Origin of the sequence: Microbacterium sp. HA-8, assembly GCF_046111165.1 — a bacterium.
Lineage (GTDB): Bacteria > Actinomycetota > Actinomycetes > Actinomycetales > Microbacteriaceae > Microbacterium.
Genome location: NZ_CP162025.1, coordinates 2416843 through 2428919 on the forward strand (window position 1 = coordinate 2416843; position 12077 = coordinate 2428919).

The 12077-nt window shown below is 69.1% G+C and carries 10 protein-coding genes and 1 tRNA gene; 4 read left to right on the forward strand and 7 right to left on the reverse strand.

The window, feature by feature from the left end; genetic code table 11:
- Window positions 1-12 precede the first annotated feature (12 nt).
- The gene (locus tag AB2L57_RS11580; RefSeq protein WP_292813545.1) at window positions 13-678 is read left to right on the forward strand and encodes a hypothetical protein; all 666 of its coding nucleotides are present in this window, start codon (window positions 13-15) and stop codon (window positions 676-678) included.
- 63 nt (window positions 679-741) lie between these two features.
- Here the strand turns inward: AB2L57_RS11580 and AB2L57_RS11585 are convergent, their stop codons facing one another.
- From AB2L57_RS11585 to AB2L57_RS11595, 3 genes are read right to left on the reverse strand one after another with little or no spacing between them, the layout of a single operon-like run.
- Window positions 742-1500, reverse strand: coding sequence for an SGNH/GDSL hydrolase family protein (locus AB2L57_RS11585; protein ID WP_409047154.1), 759 nt, complete (start codon window positions 1498-1500; stop codon window positions 742-744).
- A gap of 22 nt (window positions 1501-1522) precedes the next feature.
- The gene (locus AB2L57_RS11590; RefSeq protein ID WP_409047155.1) at window positions 1523-2920 is read right to left on the reverse strand and encodes an MFS transporter; all 1398 of its coding nucleotides are present in this window, start codon (window positions 2918-2920) and stop codon (window positions 1523-1525) included.
- A 32-nt stretch (window positions 2921-2952) separates the two neighbouring features.
- The gene (locus AB2L57_RS11595) at window positions 2953-4011 is read right to left on the reverse strand and encodes an LLM class flavin-dependent oxidoreductase (protein ID WP_409047156.1); all 1059 of its coding nucleotides are present in this window, start codon (window positions 4009-4011) and stop codon (window positions 2953-2955) included.
- 90 nt (window positions 4012-4101) lie between these two features.
- Here AB2L57_RS11595 and AB2L57_RS11600 point away from each other — a divergent pair, with 90 nt between their 5' ends.
- Entirely contained in the window at window positions 4102-4770 is a 669-nt protein-coding gene (locus tag AB2L57_RS11600) for a phosphoribosyltransferase (RefSeq protein ID WP_292813553.1), read from the forward strand.
- 9 nt (window positions 4771-4779) lie between these two features.
- Here AB2L57_RS11600 and AB2L57_RS11605 read toward each other — a convergent pair whose 3' ends face one another.
- Both AB2L57_RS11605 and polA read right to left on the reverse strand, forming a co-directional pair.
- Window positions 4780-6456, reverse strand: coding sequence for a DUF885 domain-containing protein (locus tag AB2L57_RS11605; RefSeq protein WP_409047157.1), 1677 nt, complete (start codon window positions 6454-6456; stop codon window positions 4780-4782).
- 33 nt (window positions 6457-6489) lie between these two features.
- Entirely contained in the window at window positions 6490-9162 is a 2673-nt protein-coding gene (polA, locus tag AB2L57_RS11610; RefSeq protein WP_409047158.1) for a DNA polymerase I, read from the reverse strand.
- A gap of 159 nt (window positions 9163-9321) precedes the next feature.
- Here polA and AB2L57_RS11615 point away from each other — a divergent pair, with 159 nt between their 5' ends.
- On the forward strand, window positions 9322-9681 hold the full coding sequence (locus AB2L57_RS11615; RefSeq protein WP_292815375.1) for a PaaI family thioesterase: 360 nt from the start codon (window positions 9322-9324) through the stop codon (window positions 9679-9681).
- 27 nt (window positions 9682-9708) lie between these two features.
- On the opposite strand, the gene AB2L57_RS11620 is transcribed toward AB2L57_RS11615, so the two are convergent.
- Entirely contained in the window at window positions 9709-10329 is a 621-nt protein-coding gene (locus tag AB2L57_RS11620) for an ANTAR domain-containing response regulator (protein WP_292815370.1), read from the reverse strand.
- A gap of 55 nt (window positions 10330-10384) precedes the next feature.
- Between AB2L57_RS11620 and AB2L57_RS11625 the strand changes: the two genes are divergently transcribed.
- Window positions 10385-10467: transfer RNA gene (locus AB2L57_RS11625), tRNA-Leu, on the forward strand.
- 92 nt (window positions 10468-10559) lie between these two features.
- On the opposite strand, the gene pyk is transcribed toward AB2L57_RS11625, so the two are convergent.
- The gene (gene pyk / locus AB2L57_RS11630) at window positions 10560-12008 is read right to left on the reverse strand and encodes a pyruvate kinase (RefSeq protein ID WP_409047159.1); all 1449 of its coding nucleotides are present in this window, start codon (window positions 12006-12008) and stop codon (window positions 10560-10562) included.
- Between the last annotated feature and the right edge of the window lie 69 nt (window positions 12009-12077).

Sequence of the window (12077 nt, forward strand, 5' to 3'; positions counted from 1 at the left end):
AGGAATGAGACCATGACCGCCTGTGGCGCCACCGTGCCCGACAAGAACGCCTCCGGAGACGCCTTCTACGGCGCCTCCATCTGCAGTCAGCCCTTCGTCGACTACTTCTGGAACACATACGGCTTCTTCGCCAATGCGACCTGGAACGCGAGCTTCGGGTACGACGACTGCTGCAACACCGATCTGCCACTCGCCCGAGCCTTCAACGGCTGCTACGCGCTGACCTACTCGGCCCAGAACTACCTCGACGACGACTATTCGGGCGCCTGCCTGAACTGGGCGCGCCGGTACGTGCGCGAACACATCGGCGATCTGCGTGCCGCCTGCGGAGACGGCGACGCCGTCGCTCGCAACAACGGCTCCAACGTCGAGCTGTACTCGCTGTTCTTCTACAGCAAGAACGCCCCGGGACGCGCCGAGACGCTTGTTCACGAGGCACGGCACGCCGCACTCCGGCACAACTCGACCTTCCCCGCGGGTTCGACATTCGGGGAGGGCAAGGACGGCGCCGACTCGAACTGGGCCTACAACGGCGCGTGGATGTACGGTGCGCTGTACCTCTGGTGGTACTTCGCCGAGGGCGCGCGTACGACCAGCGCACTGCGCCAGCTGGCCCGCCAGCGCGCGCAGATCGTCATCGACGGTGCCTTCGCCGAGCACCCGGGGTACGTGCTCTGAGGGACACGTGCTCCGAGCGGGTCCGGGCTCTGAGCGGGTCCGTGCTCCGAACGGATGCCGCGCTCAGGTGCTCGGGTCGATCGGCGTCCACGCGCCGTACTTCGCCTGGCGGCCATCACCCGATGAGGTTCCGGTCATCCGCCGGCGCACCCACGGACCGACGTGCTCGCGATAGTAGGCCCACCCGCGCGCGCTTCGGGGACCCGCATCCGGCAGCGCCCACCACTCCGGCGGCGGGGTGTGCCCGAGGGCATCGAGCACGCGGGCGGCGACACGGTGATGCCCGCGTGCGCTCATGTGCAGCCTGTCCTCGGACCAGAACGGAGGCGTGCCGAGCTCGTGATCGTGCCAGTTCAGCGCGCGGACGACATCGTCGCGGTGCTCCACCCGCTGTTCCACGGTTCGTGAGAGCTCGTCTCCGCGGCGCCGAATGAGCCGCCCGAGCGGCAGCTGCGCGGACGGGTTCGCGCCCGAGAGCAGGATCAGCGTGACCCCTTCCTCGTCGCACCGACGCAGCACGCGCTCGAAGGCGTCGGCGACGCGCACCAGGTCGGCGCGCGGTCGGAGCATGTCGTTGCCCCCGCCGTTGAACGACAGGTGCGTGGGATTCAGCGCGAGGGCCGGTTCGAGCTGCTCCTCGACGATCGGCCAGACGAGCTTGCCCCGGACGGCGAGATTGGCGTACTCGATCCGATCTCCCAGCGCATTCGCCCAGCCCTGCGCGGTGAGATCGGCCCACCCCCGGGTGCGACCGTCGGGCAGCTCATCGCCGACGCCCTCGCTGAAGGAGTCGCCGATCGCGACGTACCGAACGTGTACCACTCCCCCACCCTATGCGGGCGGGTCAGGCGTCGAGCGCTGCGCCCGTGCGGTCGCCGAGCGGCAGGACGGCCACGGCTGCGAGCACGAAGAACCCTGCGAACACGGCGAACAGCAGCGGCGTGCCGCCCCAGACGAGCATCACCGGCACCAGCAGCGGCGCGACGATGGATGCGAGACGCCCCACCGCGGCCGCCCAGCCCGCGCCGGTCGCGCGCACGGGCGTCGGATAGACCTCGGGAGTGACGGCGTAGAGCGCACCCCACGCGCCGAGGTTGAAGAACGACAGCGCCATCCCGGCCGCGATCACCTGCCACTGCGCGATCGCGGTGCCGAAGAAGTAGGCCGACACCGCCGACCCCGCCAAGAAGACCACGAGCGTCGCACGCCGGCCCCAGACCTCGATCAGCCACGCCGCCACGGCGTATCCCGGCAGCTGCGCGAGAGTGATGATCAGGGTGAATCCGAACGAGCGCACGAGGTCGTATCCCGCCGCGACGAGCAGCGACGGAATCCAGATGAAGGCCCCGTAGTACGAGAAGTTGACGCAGAACCACACGACCCAGAGGGATGCCGTCCGCAGGCGCACGCCCGGACCCCACAGCGCCGCGACGCCGCGCATCGCGCCCCGCGCCCGGCCCGCCCCGCCAGGTGCCGCGTCCACCGCGGGCGCCACCGGTAGGCCGCCGTCGCGCACCGTCGCCGCGGCCGGGGACGGGCGGCCAGCGGACGCCTCGAAGCGCCGGACGACAGCATCCGCCTCGCCGAGCCTTCCTCGCGACTCGAGGAACCGTGCCGACTCCGGCAGACCCCAGCGCACGATGAGCGCGTAGACGGCCGGGATCGCACCGATCGCGAACGCCCATCTCCAGCCGTCATCGGAGGCGGGGATGACGAGGTAGCCGATCAGCGCGGCCGCGGTCCAGCCGACGGCCCAGAACGCCTCGAGGATCACCACGAGACGCCCGCGGATGCGCGCGGGGGCGAACTCGCTCACGTACGTCGAGGCGACCGGCAGCTCGGACCCGAGTCCCAGGCCAACGAAGAACCGCAGCACGAGCAGCGCGGCGACCGAGCCGAAGAGAGCGCTCGCACCCGTGGCGACGCCGTACACCAGCAGCGTGATCGCGAAGACCTGCCTCCTCCCCAGCCGATCCGCCAGCAGACCGCCGACACTCGCACCGATCGCCATGCCGATGAATCCGACCGAGGCGATCCACGACGCTTCGTGCGGCAGCAGACTCCACTGCACGGTGAGAGCGGCGATCACGAAGGAGATGAGTCCGACATCCATCGCATCGAGTGCCCAGCCGATTCCCGAGCCGGTGAGCACGCGCAGGTGGGCGCGGCTGAACGGCAACGTGTCGAGACGGTCGGAGGGCCGCGCGGAGCGTGCGGCTGCGGTGTCGGTCACGCCGGCCATCGTACGGCTCAGCCCACCGGCCATCGTACGACTCAGCGCACCGGCTGGCGGGAGTCCGCGAGCATCTCCTGCACGAGCGGGGCGACCCGCGTACCGTAGAGCTCGATGCTGCGCATCAGCATGCTGTGCGGCATGGTGCCGGTCGCGTACTTGAGGTCGAAGCGCGAAACGCCCAGAGTCTGCACCGTGTCGACGATCTTTCGCGCGACGGTCTCGGGGGATCCGGCGTAGATCGCCCCTTCGGGGCCGACATCGTGCTGGAAGCGCATCCGGCTGTAGGGCGGCCATCCGCGCTCGCGCCCGATGGTGTTGTTCATCGCCTCGAAGCCGGCGTAGGCCTCGTCCCAGGCCTGCTGGTCGGTGTCGGCGATGTGACCCGGCGAGTGCACGCCGATGGGCAGCGCCTCGCGGCCGAAGGCGTCGAGCGAGCGGTGATAGAGATCGACGAACGGGCGGAACCGGTAGGCGGGCCCGCCGATGATCGCGAGCATGAGGCCGAGACCATGACGTGCCGTACGCACGACCGACTCGGGGCTGCCGCCCACGCCGATCCAGGCTTTGAGCCCCCGGGCGGTCTTCGGAAACACATCCGCCTCGGTGAGCGGTGCGCGGGTGGTGCCCTGCCAGGTGACGGGCTTCTCGGTCATGAGCTGCGTGAAGAGGTCGAGCTTCTCCTCGAAAAGGGTCTCGTAGTCCTGCAGGTCGTAGCCGAACAGCGGAAAGGACTCGATGAACGACCCGCGCCCGAGGATCACCTCGGCGCGCCCCTGCGAGACGGCGTCGAGCGTCGCGAAGCGCTCGTAGAGGCGCACGGGGTCATCGCTCGAGAGCACCGTCACGGCGGTGCCCAGGCGGATCCGGGACGTCCGAGCGGCCGCGGCGGCGAGGACGATCTCGGGACTCGAGATCGCGAACTCGCGGCGGTGGTGCTCCCCCACCCCGAAGAACGCCAGCCCGACCTCGTCGGCCAGCTGCGCCTGGTCGACGACGTTTCGGATCGTCTCGGCATCGCTGATCAGGTGCCCGTCGGATCCCAGGCTCACATCGCCGAACGTGTCGAGCCCCAGCTGTACTCCGGTGGATTCGGTCATGATCCCGCCCTTCTATTCAGAAGCATGCAACGGATGCCGTCGTGCCGGCATTCCCGCCGCATCATGCCGCTGCGAGCGTACTCTGGCCGCATGGCAGCGCAGCCCTTCCGCGATCGTGCCGATGCCGGTCGTCTCCTCGCCGAACGCCTCGTCGCGGAGGCGGCCGCGGGCACCGTGGGTGCGGACGCGGTCGTGTACGGGATTCCCCGCGGGGGCGTCGTCGTCGCGGCACCGGTCGCGCGTGCCCTTGCCGCCCCGCTGGACGTCGTGCTCGTGCGCAAACTCGGCGCGCCGGCACACGCGGAGTACGCCGTCGGTGCGATCGGCGAGAACGTACGGGTGGTGGATGCGGCCGCCGTGCGCGGCATGGGCGTCGGACCGGAGCAGCTCGCCTTCGTCGAGGACCTCGAACGCGTCGAGCTCGCCCGACGCACTCGGCTGTTCGGCGGCGACGGCGCGCGAGCGGACGTGCGCGGACGCACGGCGATCGTCGTCGACGACGGCATCGCCACGGGGGCGACGGCCACCGCCGCGTGCCGGGTCCTGCGCGACCGCGGCGCCGCAACGGTGGTGCTCGCGGCGCCCGTCGCGCCGGCGCAGTGGCGCCCCGACCGCGGCATCGCGGATCTGTACGTCTGCCTACGCCCGGAACGGGAGTTCTGGGCCGTCGGGCAGTTCTACGAAGACTTCACCCAGACGGGCGACGAGGAGGTCGCGGACCTGTTGCGGCAGCATCCCGCTGGCGGAACGCCCCCGTGAGGCCCCGACTCAGCCGCGTAGAAGGGCCGTGCGGAGCGTGTCGAGTCCGACACCGCCCATGTCGAGGGCGCGCTTGTGGAACTCCCTGATCGAGAAGGCCTCGCCCCGCTCATCGCGGTAGGCGTCACGCACCTGCTCCCAGATGCGCTGCCCGACCTTGTACGAGGGCGCCTGTCCCGGCCACCCCAGGTAGCGGTTGACCTCGAACTGCACGAACTCGTCGGGCATGTTGACGTTGCGCCGCATGAACTCCAGCGCGAACGCGGCGTCCCAGGGGCCCTGGCCGTCGGGTCGCGGCTTCTCGAGGTGCACGCCGATGTCGAGGACGACGCGGGCGGCCCGCATGCGCTGTCCGTCGAGCATGCCGAGGCGGTCGGCCGGGTCGTCGAGATAGCCCAGATCCTGCATCAGGCGCTCGGCGTAGAGAGCCCAGCCTTCGGCGTGGCCCGACGTGCCGGCCAGCAGCCGGCGCCAGGAGTTGAGCTCGCCACGGTTGTGGACGGCCTGCGCGATCTGCAGATGATGACCGGGCACCCCTTCGTGGTACACCGTGGTCAGCTCCCGCCAGGTGTCGAAGCTGTCGACGCCCTCGGGCACAGACCACCACATGCGGCCGGGCCGGGAGAAGTCGTCTGTCGGCCCCGTGTAGTAGATGCCGCCTTCGTTGGTCGGGGCGATCATGCACTCGAGCGTGCGGATCTGCTCGGGAATGTCGAAGTGACTCGCGCCCAGCTCGGCGATCGCACGGTCGCTCGTCGCCTGCATCCAGCGCTGCAGCGCCTCGGTACCGTGCAGCTTGCGGGCGGGATCGGCTTCGAGGATCGCGACGGCGTCCTCGATCGAGGAGCCGGGCGCGATCTCGTGCGCGACCTCCTCCTGCTCGGCGACCATGCGCGCGAGCTCTTCGGTGCCCCACTCGTAAGTCTCGTCGAGGTCGATCTCGGCTCCGAGGAAGCGCCGCGAGTGCAGGGCGTAGAGCTCGCGACCGACCACATCCTTCTCTGTGGCCGCGGGCGCCAGCTCGTCGGCGAGAAAGCCGGCGAGCTCGTCGTAGGCGACACGGGCGGCGTCGGCACGCTCGGCGAGATCACGGGCGAGGGATGCCGGCAGCTGGCCCTCGGCGGGAGCCGCCTGAGCCGCGAACTCGGCGAAGAAACCGGTGTCGGCCGTGTACCGGTGCAGCTGGGTGACGACCTCGACGACCTGACGGCGCGCGGGGACGACTCCCTGCGCGATGCCCTCGCGGAGGGTCTGGATGTAACCGCGGACCGCGCCGCGCACCGCCCGGAGGCGCTCGCCGATGACGGCCCAGTCCTCGACCGTGTCGGTGGGCATCAGATCGAACGCCGATCGGATGTCTTGTGCGGGAGAGGCGATGACGTTGAGATCGCGCAGGTGCCAGCGAGCGTCGTGCAGATCGAGCGCCAGACGGAGACTGCCCCCGAGGTCCGCCTGCGTGACCGCATCGATGGCGTCAGCCGGGATCTGCGCGTCGAGTCGCGTGAGCGTCGTGCGCGCCGCGTCGGCGAAGCGCTGCGCCCCCTCGGGCGAGAAATCGTCGAAGCGCCCGTTGTACTCGAAGCGACCGATGTAGGTTCCGAGCGTCGGGGAGAGCTCGGCGAGAGTGTCGACCCACGCCTCGGCGACCTCGTCGATCTTCGTGGGTGTCCGCTGTGCGTCCGTCATAGCCTCGAGCCTACTGACCGGGGCCGACACGACTCAGTGGGCGGCCTCGTTCCAGTCCGCGCCGCGCCCGATCTGCACATCGAGGGGAACCGTCAGCTCGGCCGCGTCGCCCATGCGCGCGCGGACGATCTCTTCGGCGGCATCCCACTCCCCGGGCGCCACCTCGACGACGAGCTCGTCGTGGATCTGCATGAGGATGCGCGAGCGCAGACCGGCCCCGCGCAGCGCATCGTCGATGTGGAAGAGGGCGATCTTCATGATGTCGGCGGCGCTGCCCTGGATCGGCGCGTTGAGCGCGGCACGCTCGGCATTCTCTCGCAGCACGCGGTTGGGGCTGGCCAGATCGGGGAAGGGACGGCGACGACCGAAGATGGTCTCGGTGTACCCGTCGATCCGCGCCTGCTCGACCGATCCGCGCAGATAGTCGCGGACCGCGCCGAACCGCGCGAAGTACTCGGTCATGAGCTGCTTGGCCTCGGACTGCTCGATGCGCAGCTGCTTGGACAGACCGAACGCCGACAGGCCGTAGACGAGACCGTACGACATGGCCTTGACCTTGGTGCGCATCGCCGGGGTGACGTCGGCGGGCTGCACGCCGAACACGCGCGCGCCGACGAAACGGTGCAGATCCTCCCCCGTGCGAAACGCCTCGACCAGCCCCGGATCCTCGGAGAGGTGCGCCATGATGCGCATCTCGATCTGGGAGTAGTCGGCGGTCAGAAGGGCCTCATACCCCTGACCGACCTCGAAGGCACTCCGGATGCGACGCGACTCCTCGGTGCGTACGGGGATGTTCTGCAGATTCGGTTCGGTGCTGGACAGACGACCGGTCTGACTGCCCGTCTGCACGTAGGTGGTGTGGATGCGGGCGTCGGGACCGATCGCGACATCGAGGGACTCGATAATCTGGCGCAGCTTCGTCGCCTCGCGGTGCTGGAGCAGCAGATCGAGGAAGGGATGCGGGTTGCTCTCCTGCAGGTCGGCGAGCACGGCCGCATCGGTCGAGTAGCCCGTCTTGGTCTTGCGTGTCTTCGGCAGCTGGAGGTCTTCGAAGAGCACCTCCTGCAGCTGTTTGGGCGACCCCAGGTTGAACTCTCGGCCGATGATGGCGTACGCCTCGCGCGCGAGCGTCTCGGCACGAGCCCCCAGATCACCGGAGAACGACGAGAGCTTGGCGTGTGACACGGTCACCCCCGCCAGCTCCATGTCCGCGAGCGCCGTCAGCGTCGGCATCTCGATCTCGGAGAGCACCCGCGTAACGGACGCCGGCATGTCGGCCAGCAGAGCGTCGGCGACCCTGAGGATGTACCACGCGCGCTGACCGGGGGTCGCCCCCTCGGTCTCGGGCACGAGCTGATTCGGGTCGGCCTCGGGCAGCGCCTCGCCCAGATAGCGATCCACGAGGTCGGCGAGGTTCTTGTCGGGAAAGCTCGGGCGCACGAGCCACCCGGCGATCAGCGTGTCGTGCGCGACGCCGGCGACCTCGACTCCCGCCCGCCGGAGGAACTTGAGCTGCGGTTTGGCGTCGTGCATCACCTTCGGTGCGGTCGAGGCCAGCCATGCGGTGAACGCCGAGAACGCCGGGTCGTCGTCGGCGGGCATCCACGCGAACTCCACGGCCTCGGCCGATGTGGCGAGGCCGACACGCGCGGCGGCCGCCGTCGGCTGCGGGTCGCACACCATCGCGATGCCCGCCGGGTGGCTCTCGAGCGCCGCGGCGATCCAGCCATCGAGCTCGCCGGGCGCGATCTGCCGTGCGGGAGCGGCGGTGGGCGCCGCGGCGGGAGAGTCCGTCGCCGCCGCGGCCGAGGCATCCGCTCCCGTCGCCTCGAAGACGCGTGGCAGGAGTGTGCGGAACTCGAGGCGGGCGAAGATGTCGCGCACGCCCTGCGCGTCGATCGGGCGCACCGCGAGGTCGGCCGGCGCGACGGGCAGTTCGACGTCGGTGAGCAGGCGGTTCAGCGTGCGGTTGCGTCGCACGTCGTCGAGGTGGTCCCGCAGGTTGCCGCCGACGACACCCTTGATCTCGTCGGCGCGGGTGAGCAGCTCATCGAGCGAGCCGAACTGGGTCAGCCATTTGACCGCCGTCTTCTCGCCGACCTTCGGCACACCCGGCAGGTTGTCGCTCGTCTCGCCGACGAGAGCGGCGATCTCGGGATACTGATGCGGCGGCAGCCCGTACTTCTCGACGACGGCCGCGGGATCGTAGCGCTTGAGCTGCGAGACGCCCTGAACGTTCGGGTACAGCAGCGTGATGTCGTCGGTGACGAGCTGGATCGTGTCGCGGTCTCCGGAGACGACGAGGACGTCGTATCCCTGCGCGGCCCCCTGGGTCGCAAGCGTGGCGAGGATGTCGTCGGCCTCGATGTCCTCCTGCTGCAGCACCGTGATGCTCATCGCCGCGAGGCAGTCCTGCAGGAGGGGGATCTGCCCCTTGAACTCCTGCGGCGTCTCGCTGCGGTTGGCCTTGTACTCCGCATACTCACGCGTGCGGAATGACACTCTCGACGTGTCGAAGGCGACCGCCATGTGCGTGGGCTTCTCAGCCTTGATGAGGTTGACGAGCATCGCCAGGAAGCCGTAGATGGCGTTGGTGTGCTGGTGATCCTTGGTCGTGAAGTTCTCGACGGGGAGGGCGAAGAAGGCCCGGTAGGCCAGCGAGTGGCCGTCGACGATCATGAGGGTAGGCTTTGCGGAGTCCGGCACCCTGACAGCCTAGTCAGGGGTTCCGACACCGCCCGCGGCCCCGTGCGAGCGCCGCGGCTCCGCCTCCCCCGTCCAAGGAGTCCCGTGAACGACCATGCCGCATACCCGTCCGCACTCGAGTGGGCGCGGGCGCGCGGGGTCGGTGCGCTCGCCGAGAAGATGGGCTTCGAATGGGTGGAGTTCACGCCCGAACGCGCCGTCGCCTCCCTCCCGGTCGAGGGCAACACGCAGCCCGTGGGACTCATGCACGGCGGGGCGTACGTCGTGCTCGGCGAGTCCCTCGGTTCGATGCACGCGAACTTCCATGCCGGCGAAGGGCGGCTCGCGGTGGGCGTCGACATCAACGCGACCCATACGCGATCCGCGACGTCCGGACGGGTCACGGGGGTATGCACCCCGATCCATCTCGGGCGCACCATGACGGTGCACGAGATCGCGATCAGCGACGATCACGGCCGTCGTGTCTCGACGGTGCGCATCACCAACCTGCTCAAGGATCTGACGCGATCAGCCCGCTGAGGGATCTGATCAGGCCTGCCTCGCGGGTCAGGCCTTCTTGGGGGCGAGCTGCTCGATGATCGCTTTCGCGACATCCTGCATCGTCAGGCGGCGGTCCATCGACGCCTTCTGGATCCAGCGGAAGGCCTCGGGCTCGGACAGCCCCATCTTCTCGTTGAGCAACCCCTTCGCGCGGTCGACCAGCTTGCGCGTCTCGAAGCGCTCCACCATGTCGGCGACCTCGGCCTCGAGCGTGATGATCTGCTGGTAGCGGCTCAGTGCGATCTCGATCGCGGGCAGAAGGTCGTTCGGGGTGAACGGCTTGACCACGTAGGCGAGCGCACCCGCCTCGCTCGCGCGCTCGACGAGCTCCTTCTGGCTGAAGGCGGTGAGCAGCACGACCGGCGCGACGTGGTTCTTGTTCAGCTTCTCGGCGGCGCTGATGCCATCGAGCACGGGCATCTTGACGTCCATGATCACGAGGTCGGGGCGCAGCTCGGTGGCGAGCTGGACGGCGGTCTCGCCGTCGCCGGCCTCGCCGACGACCTCGTACCCGTTGTCGCGAAGGATCTCGACGATGTCGAGGCGGATCAGCGACTCATCCTCGGCGACGACGACGCGTCGGGTGGTGGATGCCGCGGGCTTGGCGTTCAGGTCTTGCTCAGTCACCTTTGAATCCTACGGTATCGTCTCAGGCGGACGCGCGGGCAGGCCGCTCGCGCGGGCCGGTGTGGCGGAATGGCAGACGCGACCGACTCAAACTCGGTTGCCCGAGAGGGCGTGTGGGTTCGACTCCCATCACCGGTACCGCAGCCCCGACGGCACACGCAGACGGCGGCATCCCCGCAGGGATGCCGCCGTCTGCGTGCTGTCGGGGCGGGTCGTCGGGCCCCGAACCGCTACTCGCGCGTCTGGTAGATGGGCGCGGCGCCGTGCACGGCGTCACCGACCTTGTGGACGCGGATGTCGTTCGTGGAGCCGATGATTCCGGGAGGTGAGCCCGAGATCACGACGACCTTGTCGCCGATCTTGGCGAGGTCGTTGGAGAGCAGGTAGTCGTCGACCTGGATGAACATGCGGTCCGTGTGGGCGACGTGCTCCACCAGCGTCGACCGGATGCCCCATGTCAGCGCCATGCGGCGGCGGATCGCCGGGTCGGGGGTGAACGCCAGCATGGGGATCTTCGGGCGCAGACGCGACATGCGGCGGGCGGAGTCGCCGGACTCCGTGAAGATGCAGAGATACTTCGCCTCGACGAAGTCCGCCACCTCGATCGCCGCGAGGGTGATCGCCCCGCCCTGCGTGCGCGGCTTGTTCGTCAGCGGTGCGATGCGCTCGAGACCGTGCTCCTCGGTCGAGGCCACGATGCGCGCCATCGTCTCGACGACGACGACGGGGTACTCCCCCACGCTCGTCTCGCCCGACAGCATGACCGCGTCGGCGCCGTCGAGCACCGCATTCGCAACGTCGGAGGTCTCTGCGCGGGTGGGTACCGGGTTGTTGATCATCGATTCGAGCATCTGGGTCGCCACGATGACGGGCTTGGCCATGCGGCGGGCGAGCTCGACGGCGCGCTTCTGCACGATCGGGACCGCTTCGAGCGGCAGTTCGACGCCGAGGTCGCCGCGGGCGACCATGATGCCGTCGAAGGCGTCGACGATCTCCTCGAGCTGGTCGACGGCCTGCGGCTTCTCGATCTTGGCGATGATCGGCACGTGTCGGCCTTCCTCGGCCATGATCACGTGGGCGCGCTGCACATCCTTGGCGTTGCGTACGAACGACAGCGCGATCATGTCGGCGCCGATGCGCAGTCCCCAGCGCAGATCCGCCTCGTCCTTCTCGGACAGCGCGGGCACGTTGACGGCGACTCCGGGCAGGTTGATGCCCTTGTTGTTGGAGACGGGCCCGGCGACGATCACCTCGGTGGTCACTACGGTGCCGTCGGTCTCGACGACCTTGACCTTCACCTTGCCGTCGTCGATGAGGAGGAAATCACCCGGCTTGACGTCCTGGGGCAGGCCCTTGAACGTCGTCGAGCAGATCTCCTTCGTGCCCGGGATGTCTTCGATCGTGATCTTGAAGATGTCACCGACGGCGAGCTCGTGGGGCCCGTCGGCGAACTTGCCGAGTCGGATCTTCGGTCCTTGCAGGTCGACGAGCACGGCGACGGGACGCCCCGCGTCGTCCGCGGCCTTGCGCACATTGGCGAAGTTCGCCTCGTGCACCGTGTAATCGCCGTGGCTGAGGTTCATCCGGGCGACGTCGACGCCGGCCTCGATGATCGCGCGCACCATCTCGTACGAGGAGGTGGCGGGTCCGAGAGTGGCGACGATTTTGGCACGTCTCATCGTGAGGAGCTCCGTGGGGTTGGGGGGGTGTGGGATTTGTTGCGAAGGCGGCAGAAATGCGCCGCCCCT

Bases quoted from the DNA above. Each gene is read 5' to 3' on its own strand.
- AB2L57_RS11580 (WP_292813545.1), top strand. From the start codon at position 13: ATGACCGCCTGTGGCGCCACCGTGCCCGACAAGAACGCCTCCGGAGAC.
- AB2L57_RS11590 (WP_409047155.1), bottom strand. From the start codon at position 2,920: ATGGCCGGCGTGACCGACACCGCAGCCGCACGCTCCGCGCGGCCCTCC.
- AB2L57_RS11595 (WP_409047156.1), bottom strand. From the start codon at position 4,011: ATGACCGAATCCACCGGAGTACAGCTGGGGCTCGACACGTTCGGCGAT.
- AB2L57_RS11600 (WP_292813553.1), top strand. From the start codon at position 4,102: ATGGCAGCGCAGCCCTTCCGCGATCGTGCCGATGCCGGTCGTCTCCTC.
- AB2L57_RS11605 (WP_409047157.1), bottom strand. From the start codon at position 6,456: ATGACGGACGCACAGCGGACACCCACGAAGATCGACGAGGTCGCCGAG.
- AB2L57_RS11615 (WP_292815375.1), top strand. From the start codon at position 9,322: ATGGGCTTCGAATGGGTGGAGTTCACGCCCGAACGCGCCGTCGCCTCC.
- pyk (WP_409047159.1), bottom strand. From the start codon at position 12,008: ATGAGACGTGCCAAAATCGTCGCCACTCTCGGACCCGCCACCTCCTCG.